We start from the raw sequence: 14,970 nt of genomic DNA on the forward strand, positions 1-14,970 counted from the left end.
CCCGGTTAGTGCCTCAATCAGGCACCAATAAAACCCATCACCCCAGGTCAGCTCGCTAGGAACTGCCGACTACAGAAGTCATGAGCCAACTCGGGTCTGGGGTCAATGCTGCTGCACCTCAATGAGAAGAAGACATTGATCACTGAAGTGTTGCAGCGTGAGGGAATTCGGCGCCTACAAGGAAAGAAGGCGCTGTCGATGCTGTCGGCGCGGACCTCACGTGCCGCATCCTCGGACGTATGTGGTGGCGACCCCAACTCGTATACGCACCAACCGAACCGGAGCCGAATGCTTGTACTCCACGTTCTCGGAGAAGCGGCCTTCGACCAGATCTACGCCCCGCCGCGCAGCCTTGGGAGCAGCTCCACCCAATTCGGTTGATCCTGCGCACCTGGAAGCAGATGAACCTCTCGTTGCCCGAAATCACCGAACGAGACATCCGATGCGACTTCCTCAAACGCCTTCTGCGCTGGCGCCGTTTATCGTCTTTGAAGCGTTGGACCATCGAGCATGACGAGTTATTCAGAGTTCGGAAGGGGACTGTGGCGTGCCGCCTTTCGTCCAAATGGCTGAGTGCCTGAAAATATCTACTCAGTATTAGGGTATTGGGCGCAGAAATGGCTCGACGCCAGGAGTGTTAACCGGAGTCAGCTTGGTCTCTGGATACACAACCTGGACTCGTGGCTTCATGAAATCCAGCTCGCGATCATTGGGGTAGAACCAATGGATCGCCTGAACCGGCTTCTGCTCGTGAATGAACAGATAGTACGCCGCGTGGGGTGTGTCATCGCGATATGGGTCGGGTAGGTTCTTCCAGCAGACGTTTGAAATTCCGCTGTCCGTGTTCAATGTCGATGCCTTGGTTCCAGGGAAGATGACGACGACTCGATCCCAGTTATCCTGCAAGCCTGCAGCGCGTGTAATATCCCGCATGGATACGAGATCATTTCCTGATGCGGCATGTTTTGCGGCAGCAAGGAGTCCGTTGCCCTTGCCGAGAGGTTCCTGTGAGGATTCTAAATCAAATGTAGCCGCACAACTCGGGCCCGCTTGTGGTTGATCGGATCCGCATCCAGAGATCAGTACCGAAGAAAGTAGCAGAACCCCGCATGCAGTGCAATTAGCTCTCCGCGTGCCTCGCATGCTACTTGCCTCCTGGAAGCGGTACGCCCACGCCGGAAGGTGGTCCAGTCAATCCGGGATCCGTTGACCTGCTCCACGTGATCTGAACTTGATCTGCCGGGAGCGGATTACCAGCCTGGTCGTTCGCGGTGATCACCACAGCTTTACCGTTCTCAACTTCATTACGGACTAGGGCCTTCAACTCCTCAGGAGTTGCGTTTGGATTAGCTGCTCCGATGTCTTGGCCGAGTTTATTATTCCAGAGGTCCATTGCCTCACGTTGAGGAGTATTCCCGCCAGTTTTCTCATGAGCCGTGGAGTATGTCTGTGTCCACTCTTCGCCAAACTTCTGCGTCATTAATGCATTCCAATACATATGCCTGAACGCGTCGCCCTGGCCATCCGCTTCGGTCTCTGGTGAATATTCTATTGCGGCTTCCCTGGCAAGATCCGGAAGTTGCATCGCCTCATTTACTGCCCCAATGCCCTGGGTATAATACAGCCGTTCCATCGCAGCGATCTCCTCCGCGGTATAGAGCGACGGAGTGACTTCGATACCGTTTTCTTTGAGCACGTCTGCCATAAATCCTACCGGCCACAGTCTGGGTGGCTCAGTCGATGCGTCAGTCTGATATTCCTTGAGGATCCTGGAAAGCTCGGGATCGCTCATCGGGGAAATTGACGCTGCTTTTACTCGATCTGAAAGGCCTTCAATATTTCGTATGTATAATTCCGCGCCCTCTTGGTCGACACGCTGAATCCACGTGAGGGCCGCTGAGATGAGATTGTCGTAGCGCGTAGTCCAGAATTCCTTGGCGGCTACAGCAGCCGGGCCGAACGGGTAGTAGTCCATGAATGCATCCCAGTTGGACATCTGTGATTTTACATGCCCGTCCTCGGTCACATAGAGATCCCACCTGGAATTCTCGGCTTCTTGCTTCTGGTCGCGAAGTGTCTGAATATTAGATTCCAATTCCCCGAAGTACAGTTTCAGGCTCTTGGACATTTCCTCAAGAACGTCGGACGTGGTCAAAGCATCAAGCTTATCGTTCGCACCGCGACTTCGCGAAGAATTGCCTGCAGGCCCTTCAAAGAACGGCTCGGACTGCTCATTTCTCCTTCCTGCCGCAGCCGCTTCGGTGTCGACCGCTGTTGCAGTTTCGAGCATGATCGTGGCGCATTGGCTGAGGTATCTGATATCCCAACCTAATACGGTTGACACTTTTAATGGTTTTGGCACGTCGCCCCCTTGCTACTTAAAGCCATCGGCCCAGGCTTGGTCGCCCTGCTCATAAGCAGCGGCAGCCTTTTCGAGTAAATCGCCGTGTTCGTTCAGGCGGCGGACATGAAACTTTATTACGGAATCTAGCGCTTTAAGCGATTCTTCGACTTTTACAGCGAGATTGGAATCTTGCATCTTCTCACGCGCCATATCGCGGCTGAGGTTCGCGATTGGTTGCCTTGCGGACATCGTGCTAGCGTGGGATCGGAGATGTCGAGCGAGGTCACGCATCTCGGCTGGCTTTATGTTGAGATTGCTCACCGTCGATCCTCAGTCTCAAAAATTCGGGACGCTTCGTCGAAAGCGCTACCGAGTGCGACGCGATGCTTATCCATTATGAGTTCTGCCAGTCGCTGGGGGCCATGTTGTTCCATCGCCCAGTCCGCGATCCATAGGTCGGTAATTCGGCCACCGAGGTCGGTCTCGATGATCACGCTGCCATCCTTCGCGCGAGACGATCCGCGGACCTCGGAAAACTGATCATTGATTCGTTGGATGCTGCTGGCCTGGTGATCATTCAGCACTGAAGTCTTACCCCCATCGATGATTGCTTTGTCCAGACGATACCGCCTTGGACAGTGCCCGTCAAAACATGTATTAGTAGGAGGCAACTAGCGCTTCCATGTCATCGGGCCCTCTGGTTGGTCACGGTTGCCTACGCAACTGACGGAGCCGAATGTCAGCGAATCGAAGAATAAGAATTAGTATCCGTGAGAATGCTGCCGTCGGGCGTGTCGATGAGTGACCTTGAGTCGGATCCTTATTACAATGCCGCGCGGCGGATGAGAGCTGTGTACGGCCTCCGGCGTGTGCAAATTCAGAAGCTGGGATCCAAAGGGTCTACGCGTCCTCGTTGCGCAGCGTGTTTCGTTGCCGCATGTACTTCTCCGTGTTCTCGAAGTGCTCGACCACGGCCCGCCTGCGGGGATTTGTATCCCGGTGATTTTCTGGTCGCAACTTTTCGACTGTGTCGGTCAATTCGCAGTTGCCGACCGCCAAAACTTCGAGCTGAAGTCGATCGGCTTCTGTGCGATGAGTCGGGATCGGTGCCTTGCGAGGTGCGGGATCTTGGCTAGCTGCGGTAGTCGGCGGACGGGGTCGGGCGTCTGCGGAGTTCGATTGCCCGATGTTGTGGCCGTGAGTAGCGTGGCAGCTTGAAGGGTCGGGGGACTCCCCGGATTGGCTCATTTTGATGTCGAGGAGGTGTGGGGTGCGTCGTAGTCGGGCTGGGTTTATGGCTGTGGGGGCGGTCCTGCTGCTAGCTGGGTGTGGGAGCTCGACCGGGGGTCAGGCAGAAGGGGTTGCGACCACCACAGCCGGGCAGGAGCTTGCAGCTGACGTGCCTGCTGGGTTCGACCCGTGCAAGGACATTCCGGAGTCGGTGTTGGATTCGGAAGGTTTGCACAAGGCCAGTTCGAACAACAACGCGGATTTCGACGGGGCTGGTGGGACCAAGTGGCGGGGCTGTAGCTGGGTAGTTTCCGATGGCTACGCTGCGGGGATCACCACCACGAATCTAACTGTTGAGCAGGTGCTGGACAACCCGAAACTGACCGTTCGGGGTGAGTACACGATCGCCGGGCGGTCGGCGGTGGCCGCTAGTCGATCTGACAACAAGAACCCTCGGGCGTTGTGCACCTTGACGGTCGCAATGCAGGGCGGCGGCCTCGAGTTCTCGCTGGATAATCCTGATTCGAACGAGTTGACCGGTCACCTGGACACGTGCGAATTGGCTCGTGGACTGGCGGAGAAGGTGGTTCCGTTGCTTCCTGCCGGGGCATGACGCCGCCACATTTACTCGGAAATTGACGAGGGGGAAGCTGACCGTGAGTGGCGATAGACCGTTGCAGGACTTGCTAACTGAGGCGCAGGAGGGTCGGCTGACGATGCGCTTCGGTGGGGGCGTACGGGTGGACGCCGAGGAGTTCGTCTACATCGAGCGAGAATGCCAGTCCTTCAAGGACTTGATCCGTGAGCTCCAGCGAACCGCGACCGCTATTTCAGAGCGTGAGGTGTGGGGGCTCGGTGAAGCGGTCGCGGAGTTGGTTTCTGCGCAGACCATGGTCCGGCGGTTCCGCGAGAAGGGCCAGGGGTCGGACAACAGCGTCCACGCAATCCTCGAGCAGCACTACAAGATCGTCGATGACCTGCAGGAACTGCATCGTCTGATCGCCCAGCGCTACCAGGAGACCGACGCCGAGTTCGCCTCCCACTACAAAGAACTTCTCGCCGCAGCACCTGCGCCCGGAACCCCTGGCGGCGGCGACACCCCGGCCGAGCGCGTCTAGCGCCCGCCACCTGATCCACGAGCGACAGCAGGGCGTCGAATGGTCTTCGAAGACAAGCAGATTCACAAGCAGGAGTACACCGCTGACTTCAGGCACCCGCAGATCAATGGCGCGTTCAAGCCGTTGGAGCCCACCGGCAATGCGTTGGCTGCGGCGGGCCAGTACAGCCAGATCGCGCAGAAGTGGCGGGAGGGTGTCACTGATTTCGCCGCGCGGATGAATCGTGCGAGTGCCGCGGCGTGGGAAGGTCAGGCGGCCGAGAAGTCGCGTGAGGCGATCAAGAACTACACCCAGCGCGCGACAGAGCTGACTCCGGAGCTGGAAGCGCTGGCGACTCGGGTGGGGGAGACGGCGCAGGCGATCACCACTACGAAGGATGAACTGCCAGACCCCGGACAGAACTTCGAATTCACCTCTCCCAGCACCTGGGATATCTGGAACAACAAGGATCCGGACGAGGCAGAAGAAGCAGCGCGCCGGGTGATGGCGCAACATTATGTGAAGCCGTTCACCGCTGCGGACGAAGGTATTCCGGTGTTGCCGACACCGGTCAGCCCGACGAACCCACTGCATGGGGCGATCGGCGACGGTACCGGTGGTGACGAACCTGGCGGTGGCGGAACCGACAGCGGTGGTACGGATAATGACGACAGTCCCGGCACGTCGACTGATCCGGCGACCGCTGAGGACCCAGCGGTTGAGGAGGAACCCGAGGACTCCACCGCAGCCGAAGACGATTCCGCTGACGACGACGGCTCCGCCGACGACGAGGACGGTGGAGACGACGAGACCGCACCGAGCAGCACGGCACCGGAGGGCGCCACCGCGCCGGCGGCGACTGCTCCGGCTGCGGCCGCTCCGTCGACTGGATCACCTGGCGGCGGCGGAGCCGGTGGTGGCGGTGGCTCGCCGGGTTCGGCTGTGGCGGCACCTGTTCCGGGTCGCGCGGTCGCTGGTTCGCCGACCGCGGGGACGCCGACTGGCGTTGCCGGTGTCGGGTCCGCGTCGTCGGGTGCGGGTCGCTCGGGAATGCCTGGGATGATGGGCGCGCCTGGTGCCGGACGCGGCAAGGGCGGAGAAGACGATGACACCCACCAGATTCCGGACTACCTGATCACCGCGGAGAACACCGAGGAACTGTTGGGCGAGATGCCGAACACGATCGCAGGCGGGGTCATCGGCGGTGATGCGCCATCGGCGAGCACGCCGCCGGATGCACCACGACCGCAGAACTGAACAGGAGTACAAACCCTCGATGGCTGAATGGGTTTGGGAGTCAGATGATTTCGCAGCACTCTGGTATAGCGACGGTATCGATCGGTACCCGCGTCCGCTGCACTATCAGAGCCGTTTTCGCTATGTCGACGAGTATGAGGCACATCGTGCCCGTGTCCTGGCCGCACTCGACCAGGACGACAGCGAACTGATCCGGTTGGCGTTGCACACGTTGACATTCGGACAGTGTCGAATCGAAATACGTGGCGGCTCCACAGCTACCAATCCGGGGTCGATGCGCGAGTATCGCATCGTCGGTGCGCAGAACGGTCCGCACGGTGTGGTGTTGGCGCAGGCGATCGTCAACGGGGTCGATGGTCCGATCCATGGTCGGCTCTTTCCATCCGAGCACCTGCCGAAGCATCTCGCTGGGCGGGTGCCACGGTGCAAACCCGGGCGGCAGGCACCAATTTCCGTCGACGCCATCGACCTCGAGTCCAGCGCGGTGCACCAGTCGTACGCACGGCGCAGCCCTCGCGAAGAATACGAAGCGTTGACCCGACGCCCGATCGACGGTAGCGGTCAGGCGCGACTGCTGGTCGGTCATATTCTGGACCGTCCTGAGCCCTGGTTCACCACACAGTGGGTCGACCTCACCGATGACGGGCGCTACCTGCAACGACGTGCCAACGGCCGGATTGCTGTCCGACCAGCGGTCGCGGATGATCTGACTGTCGGATTCGCGGGGTGGATCGAACGGGCGCAGCGACGACTTCGGGAAGAAGAGACTGTCGCATGGTGAAAGCCGACAACACTCCCGCCCGCGGAATGAGGGACCTTCTGCCCTCCGACGTCGCGATTCGGGACCACGTGTTGCGCGAGATCACCAGCACCTACCGAACTTTCGGGTTCCGGCGGATCGAGAAGCCAGTCCTCGAGGACATCAGCCGTTTGCAGGGCGGTCAGGGCGGCGACAACGAGAAGCTGATCTTCCAGGTGCTTCGCCGTGGATTGTCGGACCCGCTCGCGGCCGAGACCCCGCTGCGTGAGCTGGTCGACCTGGGACTGCGATTCGATCTCACCGTTCCCCTCACCCGCTTCTACGGAAACAACCACGTCACCCTCGGCCAGGACTATCTGCCCTCCCGCGTCGGCACCGCCAGCGGCATCACCCTTGGCCTCGCGGTAAGCATCGGCGGGCTGGCCACGCCTCTGATCGGCGGCATCGCCGACGCAACCTCCCTGCGAACCGCGCTGACCCCACTGATCCTGATGCCCGCCCTGAGTTGGTTGCTGTTCCGCACGCTGCCCGAACCGAAAACCGCGCGCGATTACGAGATCATCAGCCGGAGTGGGGCGGGGATGGTGGACAGTGCTGAGCGGCGGCGTTCGCCCTCGACATCCCGCAGCAGCCACGAGTAGTAGGAGCGGATGCCGCGAATTCCTATGCGGCGGCGCATCTCTCGGTCGAGCTGTGACCATTCTCGATCGTTGATCAAGGGCAGGGTTTCTTGCTCTTCGTGCTGGAGGTGGTTGTGCAAGAGTCCGGACAGTGCCACGAGCGTGGGTCGGGCGGCCTCCGGGCCTGCGGTGTCGAAGGCTCGGTTCGCCTGGGCGAGAAGCGGATCGATCCGGTCGTGTTCGGCGGCCATCGCCTCGACCAGCTTCGCGTCCACGCCGCGGCGGCGCAGGCTCGGCCAGAGCACGACGTCTTCGGCGGTGTGGTGGACGGAGAGTTGGGTGCGAAACTGCTTCCAGCGCTCCAGGTCCGGGGCGGCGGCGAGTGCTCGGAGATCGCGCCGGAAGGCGTCGTGTGCTGCGTACATCATGGCCATATCGCGTTCGGACATCTGCCTGACCTTTCGTCGTGCGGGTGATCCGCGTTCTGGATCAAGTACATCCGCACGAGACGAGGCGGGACATCGTTCATTCGCCCACGTCCATGCGCCAGCGTCTCTGGGGTCGGGTCATGGACCTCCCCGCAACAGTGCTGGAGCATCGTGGCTTTCCGTCGGCTCGGGTGCGACGATGAGACAGAGTTCTACGCCGAACTACTCGAACAGGGCGCCCAGCGCGAACTGCTGGCCGAAACCGCTGACCTCGATCAGCTCAACGCCTGGCTGATGCAGGCAGTGACTTCCACCCGTGCGGGAGAGCTTTTCGACTGAGCAATCCCCGGCTCCGGATCCGGGGGCGGCTGCGCGTCCTCAATGATCGGGCTGTGATTCCATCACTCGAAATCTGTACGATGCTCGCGAGTACGGATCGTCGTCGGAAACGGCTTGGAACTCGTATCCGCCAGGGGGAGTGGGCATTCCGGGTGGGATCTGCACTGCGAACTGGACTCGGACGGATTCGTGCTCAGTCAAATCGTCCGGGTGCTCTCCGTCCACACCGACCTCGACGCGGATCACCTCCTCGCCGAGGTCTCCTGTGAAGGGTTCGCCGACTGCATCGCAGAGGGTGATGACGATCTTGTGCGGTTGGTCTACTTCGCGGCGCTCGAGTTCGGCGAATCCCAGGATGACGAATCCTCTGATGGGTTCGGTTATCCGTGTCCAGCCCGCGCCCAGCGCGCTGACCTTGCCATTCGGCGCGTCCTGCGCCGCGTCCGCGAGCAGGATCGTCAACTTCACCGCAGCCGTCCAGTCGATGTCGTGGTGTCAGTGGTACGTACGGGAATACGCCGCCGCATCGGTTTCCAACGATGGCCTGCGGGTTCTGCGTTCGATGCGGCTGTGGACGTACGCGCGTCGGGTGCGACCGGCTCGGTTGTCGGGCGAGTGTCGCTGCGGCGTCGCTCGGTCGAGGTCGGGGAGTGTGCAGCCAGACCGGGCTCGGCGGGAGTCAGGGTCACGGTCACGGTATAGCCGTACGCGCGTGCGTATTTCGCCAAAGCGGCGATTGTGACGTTGCCATCGCCGTTGATCACCTGAGAAACGCGACCTTCCGAGACCTTCAGGAGTTCTGCGATCTCCTTCTGTTTCGGACCCGACCGCGCGCTCAGCCAGCGGAACAGTCGTGACACTTCGGCTGTTGCCGAGGCTGCCGCCAGTTCGATCGCGCCCTGTGCGGTGCCCGCGTACCGGGCGTACTCGGTGTCATTTTCGGTCATGGCCGAGGTCCTCCATCCGTACTTTTCGTGCGAATCCGATGTCGCACGGGTTGGCTAGTTGGCCCTTCTTCGGCCAGCCGTTGCAGAGCCTGAGCTGCGGATCGAGATCGGGAATGAACCATGTCGCGCTGTCGGGGTAGGGCGAGCTGGCTCGGTCGCGGATCTTCCATTTCGGAGTGTGTGACCCGTCGCCGGGGGTGTCGTAGAAGGCGAGTCGGGCGCGACCGGCTTTGAACTCGAATATGCCGTGTTCGAGCCCGTTCATCGACTCGCAGCGGTCGCCTTCGCCGTGCTCGGCGTAGTACTGCATCGTGTGCATGAACCGGGCGTAGGTGCTGACCTGCTCATCCTCATGCATGCCGACTCCTTCTCCCGCTGTCCAGGTCCCTTCGCTGAGGTAGGACAGCACCTCCTTCGCTGGTGCCGGGGTTCCGTCCGCTCGGACGGCATACGAAATCCGACACCAACTGCCCTCGCAGACAACTTCACGCTCGACTGAATCTTTAGTCAAGGCTAAACCATTTCTGCGCGTTTTCGCGCGATCGTGACGAGATTCGAGTTTCGGAGCACGCTCACGTCAACTTGCGAGGGTGGCGAGTCGGCCGGTGTCGCCGCCTAGCAGGTGACGGGCTCGAACCAGATGGTCTGCGGCGGCGATGATTCGGTCGTCTTGCGTGGTTGTGTCAGGAATTCCGTAGTGCTCGGCAAACCATCGGGCGACTTCGGTCCAGGAGTACAGCGAGTACCCGTCGCCGCTCATCGGTGCGGGGAAGTCTCCGGGGCCGCGTTCACCCTGAGCGAGGCGACGGACGCCTTCGTAGGTGCGCGAAGTTCTGGCCGCGATCGTCTTCAAGGTGACGAGGTTCTCGGTGCGAACACCGGCTACGGCTAAACCAGCGGTCTCGACTTGACCGAGCGCGCTGATGATCGCCGATGCCAGTGAGTCGTCGACGCGCCGCAGGTGCAGCACGGCGGCGGTACGTGGACCGAGTTCGAGTGTTGAGTCATCGAGTCCGGCAGTGTGCAGCGCTTCGAGTTGGACGTCGGTCGGTGTGTGGTCGAGAATCAGGGTGAACTCGTAACTGCCCGTCATGCGGTGTGACTATACACCAGTGGTGCATAGTCACACCGGTAGTCGGTCAAGTCCGATGAGGTCACGATCGCCGAGGGCGGGAGGAAGATTGTGATCGTTTGGGGGTCGGGGAATGGTGGGTTGTCTCATACCCTTGGGGACGGATCTTTACAGATATTGCCTTGTCAGCCTGGGTCGGGACTAGGACTGAGGGCAGTGAAGCGTCTTCGGAAAACCTTGGGTATCGGTGTGGTGGCGGCCGCGTTGGTTGTTCCTGCGGCGGGGGCATCGGCCTTCCCGTTGCCTATTCTGCCGTTCGGGTCGGCGGGGGCCGGGGCGGCAGGAGCTGGGTCGTCGGGGTCGGCTGATCAGGTGCCGCCGGGGTCGGCGGAGCAGGCGCCCGAGCCGCAGGTTGCGCAGGAGGTGGGGACGGTGCGGGCGCAGGTGCTCGAGTTGGTGAATGCCGAGCGGGGGCGGCAGGGGTGTGGGGCGTTGCGGGAGGATGCGCGGCTGGGGGCTGCGGCGCAGGAGCATGCTGACGACATGGCGGCGCGGGGGTACTTCGGGCACAGTTCGCCGGAAGGGTTGGCGGCGGCCGATCGGGTCGCGGCGGCGGGGTACTCGCCGGCGCGGCTTGTCGCGGAGAACCTCGTGAGCGGTCCGCGGACTGCCCAGGATGTGATGGCCGCGTGGATGGGTAGCGATGCGCATCGGGCCAATATCGTGAACTGCGCGCTGGTCGACACCGGGATCGGTGTCGGCGGAGGCGCGCAGTGGGTGCAGGTTTTCGGGGCGCTGTAGTTCCGCAGGGCTACACCACCTTGGCGAAGAAGTCGCGAATGTCGTCGGCGAGCAGATGCGGGACCTGGTAGGCGGCCCAGTGCCCGCCCTCGCTGTATTCGCGCCAGTGGACGAGGTTCTGGTGGTCGCGGTCGGCGAATTTGCGGGGTGGGGTGAAGTCGTCGCCGAAGGCGGCCAGGCCGATCGGGACGGTGGTCGGTTCGGTGGCGGGTTCGGTGTGCGCGCTTTCGAAGTAGAAGCGGGCAGAGGACGCCGAGGTGTTGGTGAACCAGTAGAGGGCGGCGTTGGTGAGCAGATCCTCGTCGCTCACGTTGTGTGCGAGAAGTTGTGCGAGCCATGCCAGTTGGCCTGCGGGGGAGTCGGACAGGCCGTGGGCGACGGTGTGGGGTTGGGCACGCTGAGAGCTGTCATGGATGGCGCGCTGGAGGTAGTTCTGGCCGAATTCGAGGGCGGCGTAGTCGTCGGGGCCGAGGTCGTCGAATTCGCCGGGGGCGCCGACGGGGAAGGAGAAGATCTGGTCGACGTGGATGCCGATGACGTTCTCCGGTGCGAGCCTGCCGATTTCGGGTGCGATGATGGCGCCCGCGTCGTTGCCGTGCAGGCCGAAACGGTCGTAGCCGAGGCGAGTCATCAGGGCGATCATCGCCTCGGCCATGCGCTGGGGATTCCAGCCGCTGGTGTGGGTCGGGCCCGACAGTGGGAAGCCGGGGTAGGACGGGATCACGAGGTGGAAGGCCGACGACGGGTCGCGGTCATCGGCGCGGGGATCGGTGAGTTGCGGTATGACGCCGAGGAATTCGACGAATGAGCTCGGCCAGCCGTGCAGCATCAGCAGTGGCACCGCATCCGGTTCGGGGGAGCGGACGTGGGCGAAGTGCACTGTCTGACCGTCGATTTCGGTGGTGAACTGTTCGACGGCGTTGAGGCGCTGTTCCTGTGCGCGCCAATCGAATTCGCGCCACTTGTCCAGCAGCGGGCGCAGGTAGGCGACGGGAACGCCGTACTCCCAGCCTGCGGGGATGGGAATGCCCACGTCGACGGGCGCGGGGTCGTCGATGTCGCTCAGCAGGCGGGTGCCTGCGAGACGTCGGGTCAGGTCGTCGAGGTCGGAGTCGGGGATATGGAGGCTGAAGGGGGTGATGTCAGTGGTCATGGAACTACCGTGCGCCCGCCGACATCGGCGAACAACGGGCAGAATCGGTGCCCGGAGATCACTTTCGCTTATCGGTGCTCTTGGCGAAGGTGCCTGCACGCTCCAGTGCCTCGTCGGCATCGGGCAGAATCGACCAGAATGCGTGGAAGACGTGCTCCTCGGCGGCGTAGGTTTCCAGGGTGATGTCGACGCCGCAGGCTTTGGCGCGCTCGAACAGGGTGCGGGTGCTGTGTGCGTGCACATCGCCGCTGGCGATCTGCACGAGCACGCGCGGAAGGCCGGTCAGATCGGCGTCGGCGGGCTCGTCCCACTTGGTTCGGTCGGGGCCGAGGTAGGCCGTGGTGGTGCGCAGGTAGAGGCGTTGCTCCCAGCTGAGTTCGGTCGAATCCTCCTGGTGCGGAACATGTCCGGCCGCGGGGCACAACAGGATCGCGGCTCGCGGCATCGGTTCGCCGGTCGCCTTCATGCGCAACAGGGTCGACAGCACCAACGCGCCGCCAGTCGAATCGCCCGCCAGCACAATGTCATTCGGGTCGGCGCCGCGCTCGCGCACCCACTGGTAGGCGCGCACCGCGTCGTCGAGACCGGCAGGGAACGGGTGCTCGGGGGCGAGGCGGTAATCCGGGACGATGGTGGTGGCGTCGGCGGCCACGGCCAAGCGACCGGCCAGCCCGCGATAGCCGTAGGCCGAGCCGAAAACCATTCCGCCACCGTGTAAATAGACGATTGTCAGCCCGGTCCGCCGGGCGGGCAGCAGTTCGACGCCGGGCACGCCACCGGCGTTCACCGGGCGCATCTCCACCGAATCGGGTGGGGGATAGTGCGCGTAGATCCGTTCGAGCTCCGAACGGATCCGCGAGAATTCCGCGTCGGCCTCGCACATCCGCGCGATCGGCTCCCACAGTTGCCGCACGAGCACCGCCGCCTCGCCCGCGGCATCGCGCACCGACGACACCGCGGCGTCGAGATCGGCCAACACCACCCGGGTGTGCGGAAGCAGGGCGGTGCCCGCGGCGGTCAGGCTCACCGAATGGCTGTCGCGGGCGAAAAGCTGGGTGCCGAGCAGGCGTTCCAACTGGCGGATCTGCCTGCTCAACGACGGCTGCGTGAGATGCAGGCTGCGGGCCGCTCGCCCGAAATTCAGTGCCTCGGCCACCGCGACGAAGGCGCGCAGATGACGTAATTCGAGGCCAGAGGGGGTGAACATGGCGGGCACGACCGTTCTCGATGCCGGAGAGGAAGTGGTCGAACGCTATCACCGTAGACGGCTATACGTGCGGCGTATCGCAGTGGTGCGTGATCGGAACTTCCCTGCTGGGGCGGGTGGTGCGAGGGTGATTGTGACGAGGGAGCACGCCATGGAACTACGCGATATCGAGATCCTGCTGACACTGGCCGAGGAATTGCACTTCGGCCGCACCGCCACGCGGTTGCATCTGTCGCAAGCCCGGATCAGCCAGTCGGTGAAGAGCCAGGAACGCCGCATCGGCGGCCCTCTGGTGGACCGCGTCAACCCGCGTGCGGTGGGGCTCACACCGCTCGGCGTCCAGTTGGTCGCCGAACTGCGGCCCGCCTATCACCGCATCATCCGCACGATCGACCACGCTCGGCTGACCGCGCACGGATTCACCGGTGTGCTGCGGGTCGGGTTCCAGCCCGGCGCCGAGTACGAACATTCGCCTGCCGTGATCGCCGATTTCACCGGCCGCAACCCGGCGTGGCAGGTGGTGTTGCGGCAGGTCGGGTCGGTCGCCGCGCTGGGTGCTGGTGAGGTGGATGTGGTGTTCGCGCGGGCGCCGTTCGACGGGCAGCGGCAGTACCGCACGACGGTGGTGTCGACCGAGGCGCGCTGGGTGATCCTGCCCGTCGGGCATCGGCTCGCGGCGCTGTCGCCGGTGCCGTTCGGTGCGTTGCTCGACGAGGCGTTCGTCGCGTTGTCGGCCGACCACGGTTGTGCTCGGGCGTTCTGGCTCGCCGAGGCGGACCGTGGTCGCAGACCCGCACGGGTCGCGACCGAGGTGAACAGCATCGGCGAACTGGTCGCGGCGGTCGCGCACGGGGGTGGGATCGGGTTGACCGCCGCTTCGACCAGGCTGTTCCACCGCGATCCGGGTGTGGTGTTCCGGCCGGTCGAGGGGATCGGTGGGTGCGAGTTGCTGGTGGTGTCGCGCACGCTCGACGAGCGGCAGGTGGTCGTGGACTTCGTCGACTCGTGCGTGGGTGTCGGCGCCTTGCGAGCCGCGGTCTAACCCTCGGTCTGGCGGACTTTGATCGCGTCTCGGGAGATGAAGACGTCGTATTCGCCGGGGGTGGCGATGACGGCGTTGCCGTAGGCGGAGCGGACGAAGGGGGATGTGTACCAGCGGTTTTCGTTCATGTCCTGGAAGAAGTCGCGGTCGCCGCCGTTGAGGAAGGTGTGGTCTTGGGCGGGGGATTTGCCGTCGAGGCGTTGGCCGAACAGGCGGGTGATCTTGTAGCCGGAGTGGAAGCCGAGGGCGTTGACCCATGGTTCGAGTTCGACGATGTTGGACTGCAGGGCCCAGAGGTCGCCTTCGACGCGGTGGGTTGTCGGTTCACCTGGGTTGCCGTCTTCGTCGAACTGGGTGAGGACGAGGTCGAGTTGGTGTTCTTGGCCGGCAACGGGTTTGGCGACGACGTGAGCGGCTTTGATTTCGCCGGTGAGGCCGAGGTAGGTCTGCAGGAGGGTGGCGATCCACAGGAGGACGACCGCGACCAGGAGGATCGCTGCGCCTGGGATCGCGCGGCCGAGAACAGCTTTCGGGCCGCGGCGACGGGCGAGCGCGGCCATGACCAGCAGGGCGACGGCCAGGGCGATCAGGGCCAGCAGACCGACCTGGGCGAACCCGAAGGACACCGGGAAACTCATGATGTGGGTATACCCCGAAAACATCTGCGGCAGGC

19 protein-coding genes are annotated in these 14,970 nt (G+C 62.9%); 8 read left to right on the forward strand and 11 right to left on the reverse strand.

The window, feature by feature from the left end:
- Nucleotides 1-1,144: 1,144 nt before the first annotated feature.
- The 3 genes from ACFWUP_RS15275 to ACFWUP_RS15285 are packed head-to-tail and all read right to left on the reverse strand — an operon-like array spanning nucleotide 1,145 to nucleotide 2,838.
- Nucleotides 1,145-2,362, reverse strand: coding sequence for a DUF6973 domain-containing protein (locus ACFWUP_RS15275; RefSeq protein WP_379234608.1), 1,218 nt, complete (start codon nucleotides 2,360-2,362; stop codon nucleotides 1,145-1,147).
- Nucleotides 2,363-2,374: 12 nt separating this feature from the next.
- Nucleotides 2,375-2,665 (reverse strand): type VII secretion target, encoded by a 291-nt coding sequence (locus ACFWUP_RS15280; RefSeq protein ID WP_379234610.1) that lies wholly within the window; start codon nucleotides 2,663-2,665, stop codon nucleotides 2,375-2,377.
- Nucleotides 2,662-2,838, reverse strand: a complete 177-nt coding sequence (locus ACFWUP_RS15285) for a hypothetical protein (protein WP_379234612.1) — start codon at nucleotides 2,836-2,838, stop codon at nucleotides 2,662-2,664. Before ACFWUP_RS15285 ends, ACFWUP_RS15280 begins: the two co-directional genes overlap by 4 nt.
- Nucleotides 2,839-3,638: 800 nt before the next feature.
- On the opposite strand from ACFWUP_RS15285, the gene ACFWUP_RS15290 reads away from it, so the two are divergent.
- The 5 genes from ACFWUP_RS15290 (at nucleotide 3,639) to ACFWUP_RS15310 (ending at nucleotide 7,329) form a co-directional block, all read left to right on the forward strand.
- Nucleotides 3,639-4,187 (forward strand): DUF3558 domain-containing protein, encoded by a 549-nt coding sequence (locus ACFWUP_RS15290; protein WP_379234989.1) that lies wholly within the window; start codon nucleotides 3,639-3,641, stop codon nucleotides 4,185-4,187.
- Between the two features lie 103 nt (nucleotides 4,188-4,290).
- On the forward strand, nucleotides 4,291-4,692 hold the full coding sequence (locus tag ACFWUP_RS15295; RefSeq protein WP_379234614.1) for a hypothetical protein: 402 nt from the start codon (nucleotides 4,291-4,293) through the stop codon (nucleotides 4,690-4,692).
- Nucleotides 4,693-4,731: 39 nt separating this feature from the next.
- Nucleotides 4,732-5,928, forward strand: a complete 1,197-nt coding sequence (locus ACFWUP_RS15300; RefSeq protein ID WP_379234616.1) for a WXG100 family type VII secretion target — start codon at nucleotides 4,732-4,734, stop codon at nucleotides 5,926-5,928.
- Nucleotides 5,906-6,709 (forward strand): ESX secretion-associated protein EspG, encoded by an 804-nt coding sequence (locus ACFWUP_RS15305; protein WP_379234618.1) that lies wholly within the window; start codon nucleotides 5,906-5,908, stop codon nucleotides 6,707-6,709. The genes ACFWUP_RS15300 and ACFWUP_RS15305 overlap by 23 nt, the downstream gene beginning before the upstream one ends.
- Nucleotides 6,710-6,735: 26 nt before the next feature.
- Nucleotides 6,736-7,329, forward strand: coding sequence for an ATP phosphoribosyltransferase regulatory subunit (locus tag ACFWUP_RS15310; protein WP_379234620.1), 594 nt, complete (start codon nucleotides 6,736-6,738; stop codon nucleotides 7,327-7,329).
- Here ACFWUP_RS15310 and ACFWUP_RS15315 read toward each other — a convergent pair.
- Nucleotides 7,239-7,757 carry a hemerythrin domain-containing protein gene (locus ACFWUP_RS15315; protein ID WP_379234622.1) on the reverse strand — a complete coding sequence of 173 codons (519 nt, stop codon included), beginning with the start codon at nucleotides 7,755-7,757 and terminating at the stop codon, nucleotides 7,239-7,241. The genes ACFWUP_RS15310 and ACFWUP_RS15315 overlap by 91 nt on opposite strands.
- A gap of 150 nt (nucleotides 7,758-7,907) precedes the next feature.
- On the opposite strand from ACFWUP_RS15315, the gene ACFWUP_RS15320 reads away from it, so the two are divergent.
- Nucleotides 7,908-8,075, forward strand: coding sequence for a hypothetical protein (locus ACFWUP_RS15320; RefSeq protein WP_379234624.1), 168 nt, complete (start codon nucleotides 7,908-7,910; stop codon nucleotides 8,073-8,075).
- Between the two features lie 39 nt (nucleotides 8,076-8,114).
- On the opposite strand, the gene ACFWUP_RS15325 is transcribed toward ACFWUP_RS15320, so the two are convergent.
- From ACFWUP_RS15325 to ACFWUP_RS15340, 4 genes are all read right to left on the reverse strand, one after another.
- On the reverse strand, nucleotides 8,115-8,537 hold the full coding sequence (locus tag ACFWUP_RS15325; RefSeq protein ID WP_379234626.1) for a DUF6941 family protein: 423 nt from the start codon (nucleotides 8,535-8,537) through the stop codon (nucleotides 8,115-8,117).
- A 2-nt stretch (nucleotides 8,538-8,539) separates the two neighbouring features.
- Nucleotides 8,540-9,022, reverse strand: a complete 483-nt coding sequence (locus ACFWUP_RS15330; RefSeq protein WP_379234628.1) for a helix-turn-helix domain-containing protein — start codon at nucleotides 9,020-9,022, stop codon at nucleotides 8,540-8,542.
- Nucleotides 9,009-9,380 carry a hypothetical protein gene (locus ACFWUP_RS15335; RefSeq protein WP_379234629.1) on the reverse strand — a complete coding sequence of 124 codons (372 nt, stop codon included), beginning with the start codon at nucleotides 9,378-9,380 and terminating at the stop codon, nucleotides 9,009-9,011. Before ACFWUP_RS15335 ends, ACFWUP_RS15330 begins: the two co-directional genes overlap by 14 nt.
- 219 nt (nucleotides 9,381-9,599) lie before the next feature.
- On the reverse strand, nucleotides 9,600-10,115 hold the full coding sequence (locus ACFWUP_RS15340) for a hypothetical protein (protein WP_379234631.1): 516 nt from the start codon (nucleotides 10,113-10,115) through the stop codon (nucleotides 9,600-9,602).
- Nucleotides 10,116-10,310: 195 nt separating this feature from the next.
- Between ACFWUP_RS15340 and ACFWUP_RS15345 the strand changes: the two genes are divergently transcribed.
- Nucleotides 10,311-10,895: a CAP domain-containing protein gene (locus tag ACFWUP_RS15345; RefSeq protein ID WP_379234633.1), complete on the forward strand. Its 585-nt coding sequence runs from the start codon at nucleotides 10,311-10,313 to the stop codon at nucleotides 10,893-10,895.
- A 10-nt stretch (nucleotides 10,896-10,905) separates the two neighbouring features.
- Here the strand turns inward: ACFWUP_RS15345 and ACFWUP_RS15350 are convergent, their stop codons facing one another.
- Both ACFWUP_RS15350 and ACFWUP_RS15355 read right to left on the reverse strand, forming a co-directional pair.
- Nucleotides 10,906-12,048 (reverse strand): epoxide hydrolase family protein, encoded by a 1,143-nt coding sequence (locus ACFWUP_RS15350; protein ID WP_379234635.1) that lies wholly within the window; start codon nucleotides 12,046-12,048, stop codon nucleotides 10,906-10,908.
- A gap of 58 nt (nucleotides 12,049-12,106) precedes the next feature.
- Nucleotides 12,107-13,255, reverse strand: a complete 1,149-nt coding sequence (locus ACFWUP_RS15355) for an alpha/beta hydrolase fold domain-containing protein (RefSeq protein ID WP_379234637.1) — start codon at nucleotides 13,253-13,255, stop codon at nucleotides 12,107-12,109.
- 151 nt (nucleotides 13,256-13,406) lie between these two features.
- On the opposite strand from ACFWUP_RS15355, the gene ACFWUP_RS15360 reads away from it, so the two are divergent.
- On the forward strand, nucleotides 13,407-14,297 hold the full coding sequence (locus tag ACFWUP_RS15360) for a LysR family transcriptional regulator (RefSeq protein ID WP_379234639.1): 891 nt from the start codon (nucleotides 13,407-13,409) through the stop codon (nucleotides 14,295-14,297).
- On the opposite strand, the gene ACFWUP_RS15365 is transcribed toward ACFWUP_RS15360, so the two are convergent.
- Nucleotides 14,294-14,935, reverse strand: coding sequence for a hypothetical protein (locus ACFWUP_RS15365; RefSeq protein WP_379234641.1), 642 nt, complete (start codon nucleotides 14,933-14,935; stop codon nucleotides 14,294-14,296). The genes ACFWUP_RS15360 and ACFWUP_RS15365 overlap by 4 nt on opposite strands.
- Nucleotides 14,936-14,970: the final 35 nt, after the last annotated feature.

Source organism: Nocardia sp. NPDC058658 (assembly GCF_042716665.1).
Taxonomy (GTDB): Bacteria; Actinomycetota; Actinomycetes; order Mycobacteriales; family Mycobacteriaceae; genus Nocardia.

Excerpts from the sequence above, each read along its gene's own strand:
- ACFWUP_RS15290 (WP_379234989.1), top strand. The coding sequence starts at position 3,639 with ATGGCTGTGGGGGCGGTCCTGCTGCTAGCTGGGTGTGGGAGCTCGACC.
- ACFWUP_RS15295 (WP_379234614.1), top strand. The coding sequence starts at position 4,291 with ATGCGCTTCGGTGGGGGCGTACGGGTGGACGCCGAGGAGTTCGTCTAC.
- ACFWUP_RS15300 (WP_379234616.1), top strand. The coding sequence starts at position 4,732 with ATGGTCTTCGAAGACAAGCAGATTCACAAGCAGGAGTACACCGCTGAC.
- ACFWUP_RS15305 (WP_379234618.1), top strand. The coding sequence starts at position 5,906 with ATGCACCACGACCGCAGAACTGAACAGGAGTACAAACCCTCGATGGCT.
- ACFWUP_RS15310 (WP_379234620.1), top strand. The coding sequence starts at position 6,736 with ATGAGGGACCTTCTGCCCTCCGACGTCGCGATTCGGGACCACGTGTTG.
- ACFWUP_RS15315 (WP_379234622.1), bottom strand. The coding sequence starts at position 7,757 with ATGTCCGAACGCGATATGGCCATGATGTACGCAGCACACGACGCCTTC.
- ACFWUP_RS15330 (WP_379234628.1), bottom strand. The coding sequence starts at position 9,022 with ATGACCGAAAATGACACCGAGTACGCCCGGTACGCGGGCACCGCACAG.
- ACFWUP_RS15335 (WP_379234629.1), bottom strand. The coding sequence starts at position 9,380 with ATGCATGAGGATGAGCAGGTCAGCACCTACGCCCGGTTCATGCACACG.
- ACFWUP_RS15340 (WP_379234631.1), bottom strand. The coding sequence starts at position 10,115 with ATGACGGGCAGTTACGAGTTCACCCTGATTCTCGACCACACACCGACC.
- ACFWUP_RS15350 (WP_379234635.1), bottom strand. The coding sequence starts at position 12,048 with ATGACCACTGACATCACCCCCTTCAGCCTCCATATCCCCGACTCCGAC.
- ACFWUP_RS15355 (WP_379234637.1), bottom strand. The coding sequence starts at position 13,255 with ATGTTCACCCCCTCTGGCCTCGAATTACGTCATCTGCGCGCCTTCGTC.
- ACFWUP_RS15360 (WP_379234639.1), top strand. The coding sequence starts at position 13,407 with ATGGAACTACGCGATATCGAGATCCTGCTGACACTGGCCGAGGAATTG.
- ACFWUP_RS15365 (WP_379234641.1), bottom strand. The coding sequence starts at position 14,935 with ATGAGTTTCCCGGTGTCCTTCGGGTTCGCCCAGGTCGGTCTGCTGGCC.